General features: G+C 60.8%; 17 protein-coding genes. 5 read left to right on the top strand and 12 right to left on the bottom strand.

The annotated features are described in order from the left end of the window. Positions 1 to 1,164: an alcohol dehydrogenase-like regulatory protein ErcA gene (ercA, locus tag BK662_RS21525; RefSeq protein WP_008071266.1), complete on the top strand. Its 1,164-nt coding sequence runs from the start codon at positions 1 to 3 to the stop codon at positions 1,162 to 1,164. After that, positions 1,148 to 2,875, top strand: coding sequence for a hybrid sensor histidine kinase/response regulator (locus BK662_RS21520; protein ID WP_123359742.1), 1,728 nt, complete (start codon positions 1,148 to 1,150; stop codon positions 2,873 to 2,875). Before ercA ends, BK662_RS21520 begins: the two co-directional genes overlap by 17 nt. Here BK662_RS21520 and BK662_RS21515 read toward each other — a convergent pair. From BK662_RS21515 to BK662_RS21480, 7 genes are all read right to left on the bottom strand, one after another. Beyond that, positions 2,860 to 3,714, bottom strand: a complete 855-nt coding sequence (locus BK662_RS21515; RefSeq protein WP_123359741.1) for an aldose 1-epimerase — start codon at positions 3,712 to 3,714, stop codon at positions 2,860 to 2,862. The genes BK662_RS21520 and BK662_RS21515 overlap by 16 nt on opposite strands. Before the next feature lie 172 nt (positions 3,715 to 3,886). Further along, entirely contained in the window at positions 3,887 to 5,167 is a 1,281-nt protein-coding gene (locus BK662_RS21505) for a TRAP transporter large permease (RefSeq protein WP_123359740.1), read from the bottom strand. Next, the gene (locus tag BK662_RS21500) at positions 5,168 to 5,695 is read right to left on the bottom strand and encodes a TRAP transporter small permease (RefSeq protein WP_123359739.1); all 528 of its coding nucleotides are present in this window, start codon (positions 5,693 to 5,695) and stop codon (positions 5,168 to 5,170) included. 76 nt (positions 5,696 to 5,771) lie between these two features. Further along, positions 5,772 to 6,755, bottom strand: a complete 984-nt coding sequence (locus tag BK662_RS21495) for a TRAP transporter substrate-binding protein (RefSeq protein WP_123359738.1) — start codon at positions 6,753 to 6,755, stop codon at positions 5,772 to 5,774. A 61-nt stretch (positions 6,756 to 6,816) separates the two neighbouring features. Beyond that, a complete protein-coding gene (locus BK662_RS21490; RefSeq protein ID WP_123359737.1) occupies positions 6,817 to 7,710 on the bottom strand; it encodes an SMP-30/gluconolactonase/LRE family protein in 894 nt (297 codons plus the stop codon). Between the two features lie 45 nt (positions 7,711 to 7,755). After that, positions 7,756 to 8,568, bottom strand: a complete 813-nt coding sequence (locus tag BK662_RS21485) for an NAD-dependent epimerase/dehydratase family protein (RefSeq protein WP_123359736.1) — start codon at positions 8,566 to 8,568, stop codon at positions 7,756 to 7,758. A gap of 304 nt (positions 8,569 to 8,872) precedes the next feature. After that, on the bottom strand, positions 8,873 to 10,168 hold the full coding sequence (locus BK662_RS21480; protein ID WP_123359735.1) for an OprD family porin: 1,296 nt from the start codon (positions 10,166 to 10,168) through the stop codon (positions 8,873 to 8,875). Positions 10,169 to 10,449: 281 nt separating this feature from the next. On the opposite strand from BK662_RS21480, the gene BK662_RS21470 reads away from it, so the two are divergent. Further along, entirely contained in the window at positions 10,450 to 12,114 is a 1,665-nt protein-coding gene (locus BK662_RS21470; RefSeq protein ID WP_123359733.1) for an MFS transporter, read from the top strand. Then, entirely contained in the window at positions 12,111 to 13,241 is a 1,131-nt protein-coding gene (locus BK662_RS21465) for an HlyD family secretion protein (protein ID WP_123359732.1), read from the top strand. Before BK662_RS21470 ends, BK662_RS21465 begins: the two co-directional genes overlap by 4 nt. 157 nt (positions 13,242 to 13,398) lie before the next feature. On the opposite strand, the gene copD is transcribed toward BK662_RS21465, so the two are convergent. Next, positions 13,399 to 14,259 (bottom strand): copper homeostasis membrane protein CopD, encoded by an 861-nt coding sequence (gene copD / locus BK662_RS21460; protein WP_123359731.1) that lies wholly within the window; start codon positions 14,257 to 14,259, stop codon positions 13,399 to 13,401. A 3-nt stretch (positions 14,260 to 14,262) separates the two neighbouring features. After that, the gene (gene copC, locus BK662_RS21455) at positions 14,263 to 14,628 is read right to left on the bottom strand and encodes a copper homeostasis periplasmic binding protein CopC (protein WP_123359730.1); all 366 of its coding nucleotides are present in this window, start codon (positions 14,626 to 14,628) and stop codon (positions 14,263 to 14,265) included. A 139-nt stretch (positions 14,629 to 14,767) separates the two neighbouring features. Here copC and BK662_RS21450 point away from each other — a divergent pair, with 139 nt between their 5' ends. Next, positions 14,768 to 15,388 (top strand): TetR/AcrR family transcriptional regulator, encoded by a 621-nt coding sequence (locus BK662_RS21450; RefSeq protein ID WP_007899508.1) that lies wholly within the window; start codon positions 14,768 to 14,770, stop codon positions 15,386 to 15,388. A gap of 143 nt (positions 15,389 to 15,531) precedes the next feature. Here BK662_RS21450 and preA read toward each other — a convergent pair whose 3' ends face one another. From preA to hydA, 3 genes are all read right to left on the bottom strand, one after another. Then, positions 15,532 to 16,806 (bottom strand): NAD-dependent dihydropyrimidine dehydrogenase subunit PreA, encoded by a 1,275-nt coding sequence (gene preA, locus BK662_RS21445; RefSeq protein ID WP_123359729.1) that lies wholly within the window; start codon positions 16,804 to 16,806, stop codon positions 15,532 to 15,534. Then, a complete protein-coding gene (locus BK662_RS21440) occupies positions 16,807 to 18,174 on the bottom strand; it encodes an NAD(P)-dependent oxidoreductase (RefSeq protein ID WP_123359937.1) in 1,368 nt (455 codons plus the stop codon). It lies immediately after the preceding gene. Positions 18,175 to 18,329: 155 nt separating this feature from the next. Beyond that, the gene (hydA, locus tag BK662_RS21435) at positions 18,330 to 19,769 is read right to left on the bottom strand and encodes a dihydropyrimidinase (protein ID WP_123359728.1); all 1,440 of its coding nucleotides are present in this window, start codon (positions 19,767 to 19,769) and stop codon (positions 18,330 to 18,332) included. Positions 19,770 to 19,948 lie beyond the last annotated feature (179 nt).

Raw genomic sequence — 19,948 nt, 5'->3', positions numbered from 1 at the left:
ATGAGCCAGAATCTCAGCCAGCTGCGTAAATTCGTTTCGCCTGAAATCATCTTCGGTGCCGGCTGTCGGCATAACGTCGGCAACTACGCCAAGACCTTCGGCGCCCGCAAGGTGCTGGTGGTCAGCGATCCCGGTGTGATTGCCGCCGGTTGGGTCGCCGATGTCGAGGCCAGCCTGCAAGCCCAGGGTATTGATTTCTTTTTGTATAGCGACGTTTCGCCCAACCCGCGGATCGAAGAGGTCATGCTCGGCGCCGAGTTGTACCGGGAGAATCACTGCGATGTGATCGTGGCGATCGGCGGCGGTAGCCCGATGGATTGCGGCAAGGGCATCGGCATCGTCGTCGCCCACGGGCGCAACATCCTCGAATTCGAGGGCGTGGACATGTTGCGCATGCCCAGCCCGCCGCTGATCCTGATCCCGACCACCGCCGGCACTTCGGCCGACGTGTCGCAGTTCGTGATCATCTCCAATCAGCAAGAACGCATGAAATTCTCCATCGTCAGCAAAGCCGCGGTGCCGGACGTGTCGCTGATCGACCCGGAAACCACCCTGAGCATGGACCCGTTCCTGTCGGCCTGTACCGGCATCGACGCGTTGGTCCATGCCATCGAAGCCTTCGTCTCCACCGGTCACGGGCCGCTCACCGACCCTCATGCGCTGGAGGCGATGCGGCTGATCAACGGCAATCTGGTGCAAATGATCGCCAACCCCAGCGACATCGCCCTGCGGGAAAAAATCATGCTCGGCAGCATGCAGGCCGGGCTGGCTTTCTCCAACGCGATCCTTGGCGCGGTGCACGCCATGTCTCACAGCCTCGGCGGCTTCCTCGATCTGCCCCATGGCCTGTGCAATGCGGTGCTGGTGGAACACGTGGTGGCGTTCAACTACAGCTCGGCGCCCGAGCGCTTCAAGGTGATTGCCGAGACGTTCGGCATCGATTGCCGTGGCCTCAATCACCGGCAGATTTGCGGGCGGCTGGTCGAACACCTGATCGCCCTTAAACACGCCATCGGCTTCCACGAAACCCTCGGTCTGCACGGGGTGAGTACGGCGGACATTCCGTTCCTGTCGCAACACGCCATGCACGACCCGTGCATCCTTACCAACCCGCGCGAATCCAGTCAGCGCGACGTCGAGGTCGTCTATGGCGAAGCCCTCTGACGAGCAACAACGGGCGCTGGCCGGGTTACTCGGCTTGGGCAACCACTCGGCGCGCAAGAGTCATTACCCGGAACTGGCTGCGCGCCTGGATGAACTGGAAACCGAACGCAACCGCTACAAATGGCTATTCGAAAACGCGGTACACGGGATCTTCCAGGCCAGCCTGCTGGAGGGCATGCGCGCCGCCAACCCGGCGCTGGCGCGAATGCTTGGCTATCAAAACCCGCAGGAGGTGCTGTTTTCCCTGACGGACCTGGCGGGCACGTTGTTCGTCGGCGGGGCGCAAGAGCTGGAAAGCATCGGCGAAATCCTCCAGCGCGAGCGCAGCCTGCTGGGCTATGAAACTCAGCTGCGGCGCAAGGACGGCAGCGTCCTCGACGTATTGATGAACTTGCTGCTCAAACCGGATCAGGAAGGTTTGGTGGAGGGCTTTGTCGCCGACATCACCGAGCGAAAACTGGCTCAGCAGCGCCTGCAACAACTCAATGACGAACTGGAGCAGCGGGTCACCGCGCGCACCAACGAGTTACTGGACGCCAACCGCAACCTGCAACAGCAGATCACCCAGCGCAAACAGATCGCAGAAGCCTTGCGCGATGCCCGTGATGCCGCCGAAGCCGCCAATCGCAGCAAGGACAAATACCTCGCCGCCGCCAGTCACGACTTGCTGCAACCGCTCAACGCTGCGCGTTTGCTGATCTCGACCTTGCGCGAACGCAAACTGCCCGACGTCGAGCAGGTGCTGGTGGAACGCACGCATCAGGCGCTGGAGGGGGCTGAAGACTTGCTCACCGATCTGCTGGATATTTCCCGGCTCGATCAGGCCGCGGTGAAGCCGGACATTGCCCTGTACCGCCTCGACGAATTGTTCGCGCCACTGGTCTCGGAGTTTCAGTCGGTGGCCGCGGCAGCCGGGTTGAACCTGCGGGTGCGCATGGGCGATTACGCCATTCATACCGACTTGCGCCTGATGACCCGAATCCTGCGCAACTTCCTCAGCAATGCCTGCCGCTACACCGACGAAGGCTGCATTCTGCTGGGGGCAAGACGCCGGGGCGATGCGCTGCGTCTCGAAGTCTGGGACACCGGGCGCGGGATTCCTGCGGATCGTCTTGACTCGATCTTCCTCGAATTCAACCAACTGGACGTCGGGCGCGCCGCCGATCGCAAGGGCGTGGGCCTGGGACTGGCGATTGTCGAACGCATCGCCAAGATCCTCGACTACAGGATTCAGGTTCATTCGCAGCCGGGGCGTGGTTCGATGTTCAGCATCGAAGTACCGATTTCCCATGAGGTTCCACTGCCGATCAGTCAGGTCGCGCCGCAACCGAGTACCGGCAACCCGTTGCCGGGCCGGCGCCTGTTGGTGCTGGACAACGAAGTCAGCATTCTTGAAAGCATGAGCGCGCTGCTCGGGCAGTGGGGCTGCGAGGTGGTCACCGCCACCGACGAGGCCACGGCACTAGTGGCTTTGCAGGGACAGGCCCCGGAACTGATTCTGGCGGACTATCACCTGGATCACGGGGTAGTGGGTTGTGAGGTGGTTCGGCATTTGCGCGAGCATTTCAGCCAGGCGATTCCGGCGGTGATCATCACCGCCGACCGCACCGACCAATGTCGGCGCTCATTGCAGCGCCTCGACGCGCCGCTGCTGAACAAACCAGTGAAGCCCGGCAAATTGCGCGCAGTGCTGACTCAGTTGTTGGCGTAGCGATAGCGCAGGCTGAAACCGAGCTCGGCAGATTGGCCTTGCTCCAGCAAACGCAACCCTGGCCGACCCGGCAAGTGATGGGCATTGACCGGGTGGCTCACCGGTTCGATGCAGAAAAATTCCAGGCCTACGGGGCAGTAGAGCAGGTAGTAGTCGCTGCCGGTGGCCTGGCATTCCAGTTCATAACCCAGCTCGGGTTGCTGGATCAGGCAGCGGCCGTCCCATTCGCAAAAGCCGTTGTCCACCAGCGTTTCGGCTAATGCCCGGGGCTGGCTGAAGTCCCAATCCTTGGGTATCGAAGTGAGTTGTGTTGGCAGTTTTGTGCTGTCGCACAACCAGACCTGCCGCGCCTGTGCCTGCAACCGAGTGCCTGCGGTGCGGGGGAAGTAGGGATGTAAACCGAGCCCATGCCAGGCGGCGTGTTCGGCCAGGTGGGTGACCTGTAAATCGATGCTCAGCTTGCCCTCGCTCAGATGGAAACGTTGCCTTGCGCAATAAGCGAAGGGTGTGGTGCTGTCGAGTTGCAGGGAGACGATCTGCCACGGCTGTTGCCAGGCACTGCCATGGATCGGCAGGGGATCGGTGAGGCTGTTGGGCGTCAGCGCCAGCCAGCGATCCGGGCAATCGAAACCGCCTTCGGCGATACGGTTCGACCACGGCGCCAGGGGATAGCAGGCGAGTTTGCCGGGCAGGCCGGTGTTCAAGGCGTGTTGGTCACTGTGACGCAACAGCGGTTGGCCGGTGCTGCGTACCGTCCAGTTGACGATGCCCGCCCCGAGTGCCGGGGCGAGGGTGAGGCGGGTGAGTTCGTCTTCGAGTTCCAGGAGTGTTGGCGTCATGGCGATCTTCATTGGCTGCATGAGGTTTTTTGTGGCGAGGGAGCTTGCTCCCGTTCGGCTGCGAAGCAGTCGTAAATCCAGATAACTCGGTCCCTCGGGAAGATTGCTGGGGCCCGCTGCGCGAGCCAACGGGAGCAAGCTCCCTCGCCACAGGGAGATTTGCCAGCCGTTGTTACAACACCAAATGCGGCAACCACAGCGAAATGGCGGGAATGTAAGTCACGGCCATCAGCACCAGGAACAGCACGCCATAGAACGGCAGCAGCGCTTTCACGGTGCTTTCGATGCTGACCTTGCCCACCGCCGAGCCGACAAACAGCACCGCGCCCACCGGCGGTGTGATCAAGCCGATCCCCAGGTTCACCAGCATGATCATGCCGAACTGCACCGGGTCCACGCCAATGCCCAGAATCACCGGCATCAGAATCGGCGTGAGGATCAGGATCAGCGGCGCCATGTCCATCACCGTGCCGAGCAACAACAGCATCACGTTGATGCACATCAGGATCACGTAACGGTTGTCCGACAGGGTCAGGAACATCGTGGTGATCTTCGCCGGGATCTGCATCAGCGTCATGATGTAGCCGAAGCTGGCGGCGAAGCCGATCAGGATCATCACGATCGAGATGGTGCGCACCGTGCGGTGCATCAACTTGGGCAGCTCACTCCACTTGTAGTCGCGGTAGATGAACATGGTGACGAAGAACGACCACAGCACCGCGATCGCCGCCGATTCGGTGGCGGTGAAGATGCCCGAGAGAATGCCGCCGAGAATGATGACCATCGCCATCATGCCCCACATCGCTTCACCGCAGATTTTCAGCGCCTCCTTGAGCGGAATGACTTCGCCCTTGGGGTAATTGCGCTTTCTGGCGAAAATCAGGCACAGCACCATCAGGCACGCGCTCATCAACAGGCCCGGCACCACGCCGGCCATGAACAGCGAGGCGATCGAAACGGTCCCGCCAGCGGCCAGCGAGTAGAGCACTGAGTTATGGCTGGGCGGCGTCAACAGGGCTTGCACCGAACCGCTGACCGTCACCGCTGTGGAGAAATCCCGCGGGTAGCCGCGACGCTCCATTTCCGGAATCAGCACCGAACCGACCGACGCCGTGTCCGCCACCGAAGAGCCGGAAATCGCGCCGAAGAAAGTCGAAGCCATGATGTTCACCAGCGACAAGCCGCCGCGCACGAACCCCACCAACACCCCGGCAAACGCCACCAGTCGCCGGGACATGCCGCCCTCGGCCATGATCGCGCCAGCGAGCACGAAGAACGGAATCGCCAGCAACGAGAATTTGTTAACACCGCCGGCGACCTGAATCATCAGCGCCTGGAACGGGATGTCGATCCACCACGCACCGATCAGGGCAGAAAGCCCCAGGGCGTAAGCGACCGGCATGCCGATCAGGATCAAAGCGATAAAACTGCCGAGCAGAATCAGAGCGTCCATTTATGCGGCACCTTCGCTTTCTTCAACCAGGTCGAAACGCACGACCCGACGGTTGCTCTGGTCACCGAGCAAGAGTTTTTCCAGCACGAAAATCAGCGTCAGCACACCGCCAACAGGAATAGGCATATACGTGATGCCCACGCGCAGGGTGGGCAGGGAGCTCATGAACTGATTCCAGGTGGACATACAGAGCTTGGTGCCCCAGATGGCCATGAACAGGCAAATGGTCGCCATCAGCAGCTGCGAAACGATGCTCATGGTCTTGCGCAGTTCGGGGGGCATGCGCTCGGTGAGCATGGCCACGGCCATGTGCGCTCCGGCGCGATAACTGGCGGCGGCACCGATGAAGGTGAAGACCATCATCAGCAAAATCGCGGTGGGCTCTGGCCAGCTTGAACCGGTGCCGAGGACGTAACGGGCGAAGACGCCCCAGGGAATGATCAGGGCAATGGTCAGGACCGACAGGCCGGCGACCCAGATGCAGGTCATGTAAATCCTGTCGTTGATGCGCAGCAGCAGATTCTTCATCGGGTTTCACCGTAACCGGGCGCCGCTGACGATCCACTCGTCAACGGTACCGGGCCTTTCATGAATGCAGGGAGGGTTACTGAACGGCTTCGATGCGCTTGATCAGGTCGGCGTAAGGCGCGCCGTATTTTTCCCGGACCGAAGCCGTGGCTTCATAGAAAGGTTTTTTGTCGACGGTGATGAACTCGACGCCGGCAGCCTTGAGTTTTTCTTCACTGCTGGCCGACTTCGCATCCCACAGCGTGCGCTCCTGGGCCTGTGCGGCTTTGGCGGCTTTTTTCACCAGCACTTGCTGCTCGGGGCTGAGTTTTTCCCAAGTGATTTTCGACATCACGATTGGCTCGGGCAGGATCAGGTGCCCGGTCAGGCTGTAGAACTTGGCGTTCTGGTAGTGGTTGTGTTCGAGCAGGGTCGGCGGGTTGTTTTCCGCGCCGTCGATAACCCCGGTCTGCAATGCACTGAATATCTCGCCGGTGTCCATGGCAATGCCGTTGCCGCCCATGGCGTTGATGGTATCGATGAACATCGGGTTGCCTTGCACGCGGATCTTCATGCCTTTGAGGTCGGCGAGGCTGCGTACCGGTTTTTTGGTGTAGATATTGCGCGTGCCGCCGTCCATCCAGGCCAGGGCGACCAGGTTGAATTCGGAGTTGGTGATCTTGTCGAGGATCTCATCGCCGACCTCACCGTCGATGACATTGCGCATGTGCGCCTGGTCGCGGAACACGAACGGCATGTTGAACACGTTCACGTCCGGCACCACTGGCCCGACGATGCCGAGGCTGACCCGGGCCATTTGAATAGCGCCGACCTGGGCCTGTTCGATGACTTCTTTTTCCGAACCGAGCACACCGCCGGCGAACATCTTGAACGTCAGTTTGCCGTTGCTGTCGGCCACCAGGGTTTTACCCAGCTGTTCCTCGGCGACCACGGTCGGGTAACCGGCGGGGTGAATGTCGGCGAATTTGATTTCCAGCGCCTGGGCGGCGCTGCTGAGGGTGAAGGTGAGCGCTGCGGTGATGGGAAGTGCGGCGGCGAGCAAGGTGCGTTTGAAGTCCATGGGGTGCGTCTCCAGTCTTGTTGTTTTTTTTATTCAAGGCACAGCGATGCAGCAGGCGGGGTTAAAGCCATTCGTTGAACACCGGTTCCGGCAAGCCTTTGACACCGGGGTTAAGAGCGAACACGCCGCCGGCCAGCGACTGTTCGTCATGGTCGTCAGCGGGGCGGATCGAGGTCACAAACAGAGTGTCGAGCTGGCTGCCACCGAAGGCGCACATGGTCGGTTTCTTCACCGGCACGGGGAGCGAACGATCCAGTCGGCCATCAGGGGTGAAACGGTGAATCAGCCCGGCGTCGTTGGCGCAGATCCAATAACAACCTTCGGCATCCACTGCCGCGCCATCGGGGCGGCCAAGGAAGTGATGCATGTCGACAAACAGCCGACGGTTGGACGGCGTGCCGCTATCGATGTCGTAATCGAAAGCCCAGATCTGCTGCACATTCGGGTGCGAATCCGAGAGGTACATGGTCTTGCCGTCCGGGCTGAAGCCCAGGCCGTTGGGCACGATGAAACCGCTGAGCCGGGCGTCGAGCGGCCCGCGTTGTCCGGCACTGTAGCGATAGAGCGTGCCGTCGGCGGCGTTGGCGCCCATGTTCAGCACCATGCTGCCGGCCCAAAAACGGCCCTGACGATCACAGCGGCCATCGTTCAGGCGCATGTTGGGGCGGGCGTGATCGACGTGGGCCAGCAGTTCGCTGTCGAGGCTGCCATCGTTGTGCGGGTGCAGGTGAAAAAATCCGCTTTCCATGCCGGCGACCCAGCCACCCGCGCTGTGACGAGCGATGCAGGCAAGCATTTGCGGGGCTTTCCAGGCGTGAACGTGCCCGCTGTCGGCATTCCAGCGCTGTAATCCACCGGCCGGAATATCGACCCAGTACAGGGCGTTTTCCTCGGGGACCCACACCGGGCTTTCACCGACCGCATTGCGGGCATCGACAATCAATTCGGCTTGCATGGCAACGCATTCCCTTGGCTTTGTTATGTGGGGATTGGCGAGGGCTCAGTCGCCGAACGGCCCGGCCGCGACAAAGGCGCCACCCTGATAAACCCGGGCCGGATCATCTTCGGCGGGCATTGGTTGGGCTTCGACTTTTTCGCGGAAGACTTCGGACGTGTCCTGGGGCGCATAACCCAGGTGCGCCGCGAATCGGTTGTCCCACCAGATGCTCTTGTTGTCGGACATGCCGTACACCACGGTGTGGCCGACATTCGGGGTGTACAGCGCGCGTTCGAGCAGTTGGGTCAGGTCGTCGAAGCTCAGCCAGGTGCTCATCATTCGGCGGTTCTGTGGTTCCGGGAACGAGGAGCCGATGCGGATGCTGACGGTTTCGATGCCATAGCGATCGAAGTAGAAACTGGCCATGTCTTCGCCGTAGGACTTGGACAAACCGTAATAGCTGTCCGGGCGGCGAGGGGAGTGGGCGTCGAGGGCTTCGTCCTGCTTGTAAAAGCCGATGACGTGGTTGGAACTGGCGAAGATCACCCGCTTCACGCCATGGCGACGGGCCGCTTCGTAGATATGAAACACGCCGCAGATGTTGGCGCCGAGGATCTCTTCGAACGGACGCTCCACCGACACGCCGCCGAAGTGCAGGATCGCATCCACGCCTTCGACCAGTTGATGTACTGCTTGCTTGTCGGCGAGGTCGCAGGGCACGACTTCTTCGCGATCATCAATGGCTGGCGCCATGTCGGCGATGTCCGACAGACGGAGTACGTTGGCGTAAGGTCGCAGGCGTTCGCGCAGGACTTTACCGAGGCCACCGGCGGCGCCGGTCAGGAGCAGGCGATTGAATGGGGATGTGGTCGTCATGTAAATCCCTGAACAGAAAATTGTAGTTATTGGGTTTGTTGTAGGTTGTCGTATGACTTGGACGAAGTATTGTTAGGCTTTCCGGTGCTTGTCAACGCCACTTTGGTTGAAATTGACGGAGGGTCATGTTCATCCAATGAGTTCACTGACCTGTGGCGAGGGAGCTTGCTCCCGCTGGGCTGCGAAGCAGCCCCCATCCAGAAGTTCAGGAACATTCAGTGATCGGATTGGGAGCGCTTCGCACTCCAGCGGGAGCAAGCTCCCTCGCCACAAGGGGGTATCCTGCCTGCAGAAGATCTGCGCCTTACAACAACGAAATCGGGTAACTGATAAAGATCCTGTTCTCATCAAATTCGTTGGTGCTGAAATCGCGGCGGATGGTCGCGTTGCGCCATTTGACGTTGAGGTTCTTTAGCGCGCCGCTTTGCACGGTGTAGGCCAGTTCCGATTCGCGGCCCCATTCCTTGCCGTTGGTGATCGCGCCGGTGTGTACGTTATCGCCGCTGATGTAGCGGTTCATCAGCGTCAGGCCGGGGATGCCGAGGGCGACGAAGTTGTAGTCGTGACGCACCTGCCAGGAGCGTTCCTTGGCGTTGTCATAACTGGCGTTGTAACTGTCGTTGGCCAGCGTGCCGCCGCTGGTGCCGTTGACACGCATCCAGGCGTTGTCGCCGCTGAGTTTTTGCAGGCCGACATAGAAGGTGTTGCCGCCGTATTTGGCCGAGAGCAGGGCGAACGCGGTTTTGTTGTCGAGATCGCCGGCCAGCGCACTGCCGTCTTCCTTGCCGATGAAGTAACCGAGGTTGGCCCCCAGGGTCCAATCGCCCATGGGCTGGCTGTGGCTCAGGTTGAAATACTGCTGCTGATAAATGTCGCTGAGTTCCGCGTACCAGACGCCGACCTGAGTGCGTTTTTCATTGAACGCATACTCGCCGCCGCCGAAGTTGAAGCGGTCGGAGGTGAACGCGCCTCTGCCGTTCATCGACATGTCTTCCATGCTCGCGTCATTGCGCGGGCTGTTGCCGCGGAACTGGCCGCCGTAGAGCGTCAGGCCGCTGAGCTCGGTGGAGGTGACCTGGCCGCCGCGGAAGGTTTGCGGCAGCGAGCGACCATCATCGGAGCGCAGGATCGGCAGCACCGGCATCCATTCCCCGACCTTCAATTCGGTTTTCGACACCTTGGCTTTCAGCGCCACGCCCAGACGACCGAAATTGTCCGCGGGGCGACCGTCATCATGGATCGGCAGCAACTGCGTGCCGCCCGTACCCTTACCGCCGTCGAGTTTCTGCGAGTACATACCGAGCACATCCATGCCGAAACCGACGGGGCCCTGGGTGAAGCCGGATTTAGCGTCGAGGATGAAGTTTTGCGTCCACTCTTCAGCCTTGCCTTGGGCGTTGTTCGGATTGGTGAAGTTGCGATTGATGTAGGCGTTACGCAGGTTCAGCGTGGCCTTGGCGTCATCGACGAAACCTTCGGCCTGGCTGGTCATGGGCAGGGCGAGGGCCAGGCTGCTGCAACCGATCAAACTGAGGGTATGGCGACGGGCGAAGGTGGGGTGAGGGGTGCTGGTGAAGGAATTGCGGGCGAGTCTGCTCACAGTAACGCTCCCTGGTTTTTTGTTATTTTTATTTTTTGTTATACGTCGTCGTACAACATTGGCGGCGATTATTTGCGAGGCTTTGCACGAATGTCAATCACAAGTTGTACGATCACATCGTCCCCTTGTGGGAGCGAGCCTGCTCGCGATAGCGGTCTGACATTCAACATTGATATCAGCTGACAATCCGCCATCGCGAGCAGGCTCGCTCCCACAAGGGTTTTGTGTTTCGGCTGAGATTTTCCGGCAAACTGACAACCTTCCCGAAACAAGGCCATTGAATGGATCACTACACCCCGCGCAACTGGCAGCCTCACGAGCGCCCCAGCCTGCCCGGTTCGCCTTCGACGCCATTGCACTCCAACCCCAGACGGCTGGCCTATGCGTTGGTGGGTTTGCTGGTGGCATTGACCGGCGGCCTCGGCAACTCGCTGGTGATCGCCAACCTGCCTTACCTGCAAGGCGCGTTGGGGGCGACCACCGCCGAGATGGCCTGGTTGCCGGCGGCCTATGTGATGACCAACGTATCGATGAACCTGCTGCTGGTGAAGTTTCGCCAGCAGTTCGGCTTGCGGGCGTTCACCGAAGTATTCCTGATGCTCTATGCCCTGGTGACCTTCGGCCATTTGTTCGTCAACGACCTGAGTTCGGCGATTGCCGTGCGCGCGGCCCACGGCATGGTCGGCGCGGCGCTGAGTTCGCTGGGCCTGTATTACATGATCCAGGCCTTCCCGGCGAAATGGCGGATGAAGGCGCTGGTGTTGGGCCTCGGCACCTCACAACTGGCGTTGCCGATGGCGCGGTTGTTCTCCGAAGACCTGCTGCAAATCGCCGAATGGCGCGGCTTGTATCTGTTCGAACTGGGCATGGCGCTGTTGTCCCTGGGCTGCGTATTCCTGCTGAAATTGCCGCCGGGTGATCGCTTCAAGACCTTCGAAAAACTCGACTTCCTGACCTTCGCCATCCTTGCCAGCGGCGTGGCCTTGCTTTGCGCGGTGCTGTCCTTGGGGCGGATCGACTGGTGGCTCGAAGCGCAGTGGATCGGCGTGGCCTCGGCGGCCTCGATCGTGTTGATCCTCACGGGCCTGGCCATCGAGCACAACCGCAGCAACCCGATGCTGATGACCCGCTGGCTCGGCAGCGGGGCGATGATTCGCCTGGCCTTGGCGGTGATTCTGATCCGAATGGTGACGTCGGAACAATCCACCGGCGCGGTGGGGTTCATGCAGACGCTGAACATGAGCAGTCAGCAACTGCACAGTCTGTATGTGGTGATGTTGATCGGCAGCATTGCCGGTCTGGCCACCAGTGCCCTGACCATCGATCCCAAACACCTGATCATGCCGCTGAACATCTCTCTCGCGCTGATGGCGGTCGGCTCGGTGATGGACAGCTATTCGAACAACCTGACCCGTCCGGAAAACTTGTATTTCAGCCAGTTCCTGCTGGCCTTCGGCGGGACGTTTTTTCTCGGGCCGACCATGGTCTACGGCATGCGCAACGTGCTGTCCAGCCCCCGTAACCTGGTAAGTTTCTCGGTGCTGTTCGGTATTTGCCAGAACCTCGGTGGCCTGATTGGCGCGGCATTGCTGGGGACGTTCCAGATCGTGCGCGAGAAGTTCCACTCCAGCCACATCGTCGAGCAGCTGACCCTGCTTGATCCGCGTGTGGCTGCGCGGGTACAGAGCGGTGGCAACGCGGTCGGCTCGGTGATCGCCGACCCGAGCCTGCGCAACCTGCAGGGCATTCGCAGCCTGGCCGCCGCGGCCACCCGCGAGGCCAATGTTCTAGCCTATAACGATGTGTTCATGCTGATTGCCGTGATCGCGGTGCTGACCATGATCTGGATCTCCATTCGCGCCCTGTGGCTGATGAGCACCACCCAAACTGTCGCCCCGGCGCCTGCCACTCCAACCGTACAACCCAGCGGTGCCACTTCTCCATGACCGAACCGACCACCAACGCCATTGCCGCCACCCCCGAGGGCGTAACGCCGCCATCCTCGCCGGGCACCGAACCGCGTTCGCTGCGGGTGCGGATCATCTCGTCCTTGGGCTTTGCGGCGATTGCCATCGTCGGCGTGCTGATCGTGTTGTACGCCTGGCAACTGCCGCCGTTCAGTAGCGCGGTCGAGACCACGGAAAACGCACTGGTGCGGGGCCAAGTGACGATCATTGGCCCGCAGCTCAGCGGTTACGTGTACGAAGTGCCGGTGCAGGATTTTCAGTTTGTGAAGGCCGGGGATTTGCTGGTGCGCCTCGACGACCGCATCTACAAGCAGCGCCTCGATCAATCCCTGGCGCAATTGGCGGTGGAGAAAGCCGCGCTGGCCAACGTGGTGCAGCAACGCAACAGCGCCGAAGCGACCATCAAGTTGCGTCAGGCCGCCGTCGCCGACGCCCAGGCGCAGTTGCGCAAAAGTGAAGCGGATTTGCGTCGTAACAAGGAGCTGGTCAGCGATGGTTCGGTGTCGAAACGCGAACTGGACGTGACCCTGGCCGCCAATGCCCAGACCATTGCCGCCGTGGCGCAGGCCCAGGCTAATCTGGAAATCTCCCGGCAGGATCTGCAAACGGTGATCGTCAATCGCGGCTCGCTGGAAGCGGCGGTGGCCAATGCTGAAGCGGCGGTGCAACTGGCACGGATCGACCTGTCGAACACCCGCGTGGTGGCGCCGCGCGATGGGCAACTCGGGCAGATCGGTGTGCGCCTTGGCGCCTACGTGAACTCCGGGGCGCAGCTGATGGCGCTGGTGCCGAACCAGTTGTGGGTGATCGCCAACATGAAGGAAACCCAGATGGACAACGTGCGGGTCGGCCAACCGGTGAGCTTCACGGTCGATGCGCTGAGCCATCGTCAATTCCACGGACGGGTACAGCGGATTTCGCCGGCCACAGGGTCCGAGTTCAGTTTGCTCCAGGCCGATAATGCCACCGGCAACTTCGTCAAGATCGCCCAGCGGGTGCCGGTGCGGATCACCGTCGATGCCGATCAGGAACAGAGCGAGCGGTTGCTGCCGGGGATGTCGGTGGTGGTGAGTATTGATACCGCTGCCGCGATCACCCCTGATTGACACGGTCCTTGTAGGAGCGACCTGTGGCGAGGGGGCTTGCCCCCGTTGGGCTGCGAAGCAGCCCCAAAATGTCTGTTGTAGCAAAAATCTTGTGAGCGCTACGCACTCAAACGGGGGCAAGCCCCCTCGCCACAGGGCTCCCACATTGGAGGTGTGTTCAGGCAGTAGTCATCGGCGGCATGGTGCCCAGTAGCGAAACCGCTGCCACCGCGCCAATCCCCAGCAACCACTCCAGCACGACGCTGGCACGCAACAGGTCCGGGCGCTGCTGGCAATCCTTGACCCGCCGCCGATTGAACAGCGCCAACCCCAGCATCCCGATCACCAGCACAACCTTGATCAGCAGGATCAGCGCAAACCCGGACAGCAACGGCGTCGGCCAGAACACGCCGGTCAATACCCGCACGTTGATCAGCCCGGTCATCACCAGCCCCGCCACCAAGGCGTAACCGATCCCGCTGAAGCGTTGCAATATCGCGCTCAAGGGATGATCGGCCGGTTGGCGCAGGATCATCACCAACAGCATCAACCCACCCAGCCAGGCGCCGACGCACGCCAGGTGAATGATCTGGTTAAGAATCAGCAACTGGCCTTGCAGGCCATCGAGCATGGCGCCATGACCGACCGGGGCCAGCGTCGCCAGCAGCAAGCTCGAAAGGCTGATGCGCCAAAGCGAACTGGAACGCCAGGGCGTCAGCAGCAGGGCCATGAGCAACAGATTGAGCAGCAGATGCCAACGCCAGACCTGACCGAAAAAGGTATTGCTCAGCACCAGGCCTAGCGTCGCCGGATCAAGTGCCGCGTCCGCGGAGCCGGCCATGCTGGCGGTGATCAGCAGCAACCAGCCGACGCCACTGATTAACGCTACAGCGGTAAGCCAGCGGGTCACACGCGCCAGAGATGGATCCAGCCACGCGGTTTCACGGCCCAACAGCAGAGGCCTGAACACCCAGGCCCCGAACAGCATCAGCACCACGGTGAAATGCAGAAAGCGGCACAGCACCAGCGCATCGGTCATGAATTACTGACCGACCTTGAAGCGATAGGCGCCTTCACTTTTATGGGTGTCGACCGACACGGCGTGCCATTCGACTTTGTAATCGCCAGCGGCCAACGGCACGGCAGGGGTGACGATCAGGGTTTTCTTGTCGCTGCCTTCGGTGGCGAGGTTTTTTACCGGGATGTCGGCACCGTCTTTGCTGATCGTCACTTTGGTGAACGTCGCTTCAACCCCTTCGGAAAACTTCAGGCGCAGCTCCGAGGGCGCGCTGACGGTGCTGTCGGCCGCCGGGGTCTGGCTTTTCAGGTGCGCGTGGGCAAACACCGATGAGGCGGCGAGCAACGAGCCGAGAAGGGCGGTGGTGGTCAGGGCGTTCTTGAGCAGCATCGTGAAGACCTCGGAGGCAGGTTCAAAGAGGCGGCCAGTTTACCTGCCACAAGACCACCGTACGAAGTTTCGTTTTCCCCTGTCGCCCCGATCCAGAGCGGATGCTAGTCTTGATCAACGCTGTTGTCAGGGAGCCCTCATGGGCAATCACAAGATCGAGATTCGTCGCAGTAACGTCGAAAAGATTCTGCTGGGGGCCGAAAAAGTCTTCGCCGAAAAAGGTTTCGGCAGCACCGCCATGGCTGACATCGCCGCCGAAGTGCAATTGCCGCGTTCCAACCTGCATTACTACTTCAGCACCAAGAGCGAGCTGTACAGCGCGGTGTTGCTGGGTTTGCTGGAGGTCTGGAAGCAGGACGCCCTGTGCTTCGAGATGTTCGACGACCCGCGAGTGGTGCTCAGCAGCTATATCCGCGCCAAGATGAACCATTCCCGCAGTCGCCCTTACGGCTCGAAAGTCTGGGCCAACGAAATCATCCACGGTGCGCCGACACTGGGTGAGAAACTGGACGCCAGCCTGTACGACTGGGCCAAGATGAAAGAAGCGAAAATTCGCCAGTGGGTGGAGGACAAACGCATCCTGCCGGTGGAGCCTTCCAGCCTGCTGTACATGATCTGGGCCTCGACCCAGCATTACGCCGACTTTGATCACCAGGTGAATATTCTTAATGATCACCAGCCGTTGTCGGACATGCAGTTCGAGCGGGCGGTTCAGACGGTGACCAGCGTGATATTGCGCGGGATCGGGTTGGAGCCTTGAGGTTTGCGGCGCAGCAGCTGGCCTCTTCGCGAGCAAGCCCGCTCCCACATTAAATCTCTAGCGAACACAGGATTTGTGCGCGAAGTTGATCCACTGTGGGAGCGGGCTTGCTCGCGAAGGCGTCAGTTCAGGCGCCGCTGAGTTCAGACCGCGACATGGTACGGATTCCTCGGATCATGGTTCCAATCCAGAAACGGCTTGCCGGTATCCATCGGCACCATTTCGATGCAATCCTGCACCGGGCAGGTGATCTGACACAGGTTGCACCCCACGCACTCATCATCAATCACTTCATATTTATGCGTCCCGTCCGCCTGCTTAAGGCTCGCAATCGCCTGGTGCGAGGTGTCTTCGCAAGCGATGTGACAACGACCGCAACCGATGCACGCCGCCTGATCAATCTTCGCAATCACCTGATAGTTGATGTCCAGGTACTTCCAGTCCGTGGTATTGCCCACCGCCCGCCCGGAAAATTCCGAGACGCTGGCGTAGCCCTGACTGTCCATCCAGCGTGATAAACCGTCCTTCATCTCCTCGACAATCCGGAAACCATGCAGCATTGCTGCCGTGCATACCTGCACCGCGCCGCTGCCCAGGGCAATGAATTCCGCCGCATCGCGCCAACTGCCAATCCCGCCAATGCCACAGATCGGCAAGCCCTGGGTCTGCGGATCGCGGGCGATTTCGGCGACCATGTTCAACGCAATCGGCTTCACCGCCGAACCGCAATAACCGCCATGGGTGCTTTGGCTGCCGACGGCGGGATTGGCGACCATGCGTTCCAGGTTGACGCTGGTGATCGAGTTGATGGTGTTGATCAACGACACCGCATCAGCCCCGCCCCGGTAAGCGGCACGGGCGGCGACGCGGATGTCGGTGATGTTCGGCGTGAGCTTGACGATCACCGGCAGCGAGCAATAGGTCTTGCACCAGCGGGTGACCTGTTCGACGTATTCCGGCACCTGGCCGACCGCCGCGCCCATGCCCCGTTCCGGCATGCCGTGGGGGCAGCCGAAATTCAACTCGATGCCATCGGCCCCGGTGGCTTCCACCAGCGGCAGGATGTTTTTCCACGACTCTTCGACGCAGGGCACCATCAGCGACACGATCAGCGCGCGGTCCGGCCAGTCCTTTTTGACCTGGGTAATTTCACGCAGGTTGATTTCCAGCGAACGGTCGGTGATCAGTTCAATGTTGTTAAAACCAAGCACCTCCCGATTAGCCCCGAAGTGCGCCGAGTAACGCGACGACACGTTGACCGCCGCCGGGTCTTCACCCAGGGTTTTCCAGACCACGCCGCCCCAGCCTGCCTCGAACGCGCGAACCACGTTGTAGGCTTTGTCGGTCGGCGGCGCGGAAGCCAGCCAGAACGGATTGGGGGCTTTGATGCCGGCGAAAAAAATCGAGAGATCGGCCATTTACGCAGCCTCCACGTTGAGCATGAGTTGAGCGTTGATGGCCTCGGCGGCCAGCTTGCCGTGCTGCACGGCTTGCACGGTGAGGTCCTGATCGAGGCTGGTGCAATCGCCACCGGCATACACCCCGGGAATGCTGGTACGCAGCTGTTCGTCGACGAGGATGCGGTCGCCCTGACGCTTGAGTTCACGGGCCAGCGGATCGGCGAGGGTGCTGTTGTCGAAGGCTTGGCCTATGGCTTTGAAGATCGCGTCGGCGGCCAGTTCAAAGGTTTCGCCAGTGGTTTGCAGGCGACCATCCACCAACCGGGTGCGGGCGAAGCGCATGCCGCGCACCTTGCCCTTATCGTCGAGCAGCACTTCTTGCGGTTGAGCCCAGGTCAGCAGACGCACCTGATTGGCCTTGGCGATGTCCTGTTCGTGACCGGTGGCGCCCATGTCCTCGACGCCGCGGCGGTACACAAGATTGACGTCGCGAGCGCCGAGGCGAGCCATTTGCACGGCCATGTCGATGGCGGTGTTGCCGGCACCAAGGACGATGCAGCGCTCGGCCAGCGGCAGTTGCGTCAGGTCATCGGCCTGGCGCAGTTCGCGGATGTAGTCGGTGGCGGCAAGCAGGCCGGGGGCATCCTCGTGGGCCAGACCCAGCTGTTTGCTGGCGGCCAGACCGAGGCCGAGGAACACCGCATCGAATTGCTGATGCAGTTCGCTGAGGGTCAGGTTGTCGCCGAGCTTCTGCCCGTGACGAATTTCGATCCCGCCAATCCCCATCAGGAATTCAAGCTCCTTCTGCGCGTAATCGTCCACCAGTTTGTACTTGGCGATCCCGTATTCGTTGAGTCCACCAGCCTTTTCCCGCGCCTCGAAAATCACCACGTCATGGCCGTGCATGGCACTGCGGTGCGCGCAGGACAAACCGGCCGGACCGGCACCCACCACAGCGATGCGCTTGCCAGTTGCGGCGGCGCGTTGGAACGGGTGTTCGCTGAAGTGTGCGTTGTCCACGGCGTAGCGTTGCAACAGGCCGATCAGCACCGGCGCGCATTCTTGGGCGTTGTTGCGCACGCAGGCTTGCTGGCAAAGAATCTCCGTCGGGCAGACCCGGGCGCAACTGCCGCCGAGGATGTTCGCCGAGAGGATTTTCTGCGCGGCGCCCTGAACGTTTTCCTGATGGATATTGCGGATGAACGACGGAATGTCGATGTCACTCGGACAGGCATTCACGCACGGCGCGTCGTAGCAATACAGGCAGCGCGAGGCTTCCAGATGCGCCTGACGGTCGTTGAGCGGCGGCGCCAGATCGGTGAAGTGGCCGGCGAGGGCGGCCGCGTCCTCATGGGGATGCGGGAGGTGGTTCAGGGTCTTGATCACGGTGTTGGCCTCACGGTTATTTGAGGTATTGCCTCTGGTGGGCATTGGTTTTTGTGTTGTCAGGACTGCCGCCTTCGCGAGCAAGCCCGCTCCCACATTTGGAATGCGTTCCCTTGTGGGAGCGGGCTTGCTCGCGAAGGCCGAAGGCCTCGATTTCAGCGTTTCACAGCAACCGGCCTGCACAATTCAGCCCGCTTGCTCAGCAAATCGAACACCGCCGGATACGCCGGCCGTTCGACATACCGACCGGCACCACGCTCGGCCCGCAAATCACCATCGGCCCACACCACTCGGCCCTGGCTGACGGTGTGGCTCGGCACGCCGCGCACGGTCTTGCCTTCGAAGATGTTGAAGTCGACTTGCTGGTGATGGGTCTTGGCTGAAATCGTCCGCGTGCCTTCCGGATCCCACAGCACCAGATCGGCATCAGCGCCCACACGAATCGCACCCTTGCGCGGATAGAGGTTGAAGATCTTCGCGGTGTTGGTGGAGGTGAGGGCAACGAAATGTTGCATCGACAAGCGCCCGGTGTTCACCCCTTCATCCCAGAGCACTGCCATGCGGTCTTCGATGCCGGCGGTGCCGTTGGGAATCTTGCTGAAGTCGTCACGGCCGGCGGCTTTTTGCTCGGCGCAGAAGCAGCAGTGGTCGGTGGCGGTGGTGTGCAGGTTGCCTGATTGCAAGCCATGCCAAAGGGCTTCCTGATGGCCGTGAGGACGGAAGGGCGGGCTCATTACGTAACCGGCGGCGGTCTGCCAGTCCGGGTGTTGGTAAACGCTGTCGTCCAGCAGCAAATGCCCGGCCAGCACTTCGCCGTAGACCTGTTGACCCTTGCTGCGGGCATAGGTGATTTCGTCGAGGGCTTCCTTGGTCGAGACGTGGACCAGGTACAGCGGCGTGCCGAGGGTTTCGGCAATACGGATCGCCCGGCTCGCGGCTTCACCTTCCACCTGCGAAGGTCGCGACAGCGGGTGCGCTTCCGGCCCGGTCATGCCCTGGGCCATCAACTTGCGTTGCAGGTGATAGACCAGCTCGCCGTTTTCCGCATGCACGGTGGGCACTGCGCCCAATTCCAGACACCGCTCGAAACTCGCCACCAGCGTATCGTCGGCAGCCATGATCGCGTTCTTGTAGGCCATGAAATGCTTGAAGCTGTTGACCCCGTGATGGCTCACCAGCTCAGCCATTTCTTCGCGGACCTGCTCGCTCCACCAGGTAATGGCGACGTGGAAACCGTAGTCCGACGCCGACTTCTCGGCCCAGCCGCGCCATTGATGAAATGCCTCCATCAACGATTGCTGCGGGTTGGGAATCACGAAGTCGATGATCGAGGTGGTGCCGCCGGCAAGCCCCGCCGCGGTGCCGCTGAAGAAGTCTTCGCTGGCCACCGTACCCATGAAGGGCAACTGCATATGAGTGTGCGGGTCGATGCCGCCGGGCATCAGGTATTGGCCGCTGCCGTCGAGCACTTCGGCATCGGCGGGAACATCAAGGTTTTCACCGATGGCTTTGATCACGCCCTCGGCGCAATAGACGTCGGCGCGATAACTTTCATCATGGGTAATAACGGTGGCGCCACGGATCAACAGAGACATTCCGAGTTCCTCGCAGGCATTGACCGACTGATGCCGGTTCTAAATGTTTTATATGAAGCAGACGCCAATCGGTGTATTCCTGTCAGCGCTGTCAAGAATAGACGCTAGCTGCAGTTTACGGATTGAGCAAGAATATTTTTTATAAGCTTATGACTGTTTTAACTGATTGATAAATAACG

The organism is Pseudomonas frederiksbergensis, assembly GCF_003732275.1.
Lineage (GTDB): Bacteria > Pseudomonadota > Gammaproteobacteria > Pseudomonadales > Pseudomonadaceae > Aquipseudomonas > Aquipseudomonas frederiksbergensis_H.
This window is presented reverse-complemented; position numbering and strand designations above follow the sequence as displayed.

What these genes read in the sequence shown, in the direction of transcription:
- BK662_RS21520 (WP_123359742.1), top strand. Translation starts at nt 1,148, where the DNA reads ATGGCGAAGCCCTCTGACGAGCAACAACGGGCGCTGGCCGGGTTACTC.
- BK662_RS21490 (WP_123359737.1), bottom strand. Translation starts at nt 7,710, where the DNA reads ATGCAAGCCGAATTGATTGTCGATGCCCGCAATGCGGTCGGTGAAAGC.
- copD (WP_123359731.1), bottom strand. Translation starts at nt 14,259, where the DNA reads ATGACCGATGCGCTGGTGCTGTGCCGCTTTCTGCATTTCACCGTGGTG.
- BK662_RS21505 (WP_123359740.1), bottom strand. Translation starts at nt 5,167, where the DNA reads ATGGACGCTCTGATTCTGCTCGGCAGTTTTATCGCTTTGATCCTGATC.
- BK662_RS21470 (WP_123359733.1), top strand. Translation starts at nt 10,450, where the DNA reads ATGGATCACTACACCCCGCGCAACTGGCAGCCTCACGAGCGCCCCAGC.
- BK662_RS21500 (WP_123359739.1), bottom strand. Translation starts at nt 5,695, where the DNA reads ATGAAGAATCTGCTGCTGCGCATCAACGACAGGATTTACATGACCTGC.
- BK662_RS21515 (WP_123359741.1), bottom strand. Translation starts at nt 3,714, where the DNA reads ATGACGCCAACACTCCTGGAACTCGAAGACGAACTCACCCGCCTCACC.
- copC (WP_123359730.1), bottom strand. Translation starts at nt 14,628, where the DNA reads ATGCTGCTCAAGAACGCCCTGACCACCACCGCCCTTCTCGGCTCGTTG.
- BK662_RS21495 (WP_123359738.1), bottom strand. Translation starts at nt 6,755, where the DNA reads ATGGACTTCAAACGCACCTTGCTCGCCGCCGCACTTCCCATCACCGCA.
- ercA (WP_008071266.1), top strand. Translation starts at nt 1, where the DNA reads ATGAGCCAGAATCTCAGCCAGCTGCGTAAATTCGTTTCGCCTGAAATC.
- BK662_RS21485 (WP_123359736.1), bottom strand. Translation starts at nt 8,568, where the DNA reads ATGACGACCACATCCCCATTCAATCGCCTGCTCCTGACCGGCGCCGCC.
- BK662_RS21465 (WP_123359732.1), top strand. Translation starts at nt 12,111, where the DNA reads ATGACCGAACCGACCACCAACGCCATTGCCGCCACCCCCGAGGGCGTA.
- BK662_RS21450 (WP_007899508.1), top strand. Translation starts at nt 14,768, where the DNA reads ATGGGCAATCACAAGATCGAGATTCGTCGCAGTAACGTCGAAAAGATT.
- hydA (WP_123359728.1), bottom strand. Translation starts at nt 19,769, where the DNA reads ATGTCTCTGTTGATCCGTGGCGCCACCGTTATTACCCATGATGAAAGT.
- preA (WP_123359729.1), bottom strand. Translation starts at nt 16,806, where the DNA reads ATGGCCGATCTCTCGATTTTTTTCGCCGGCATCAAAGCCCCCAATCCG.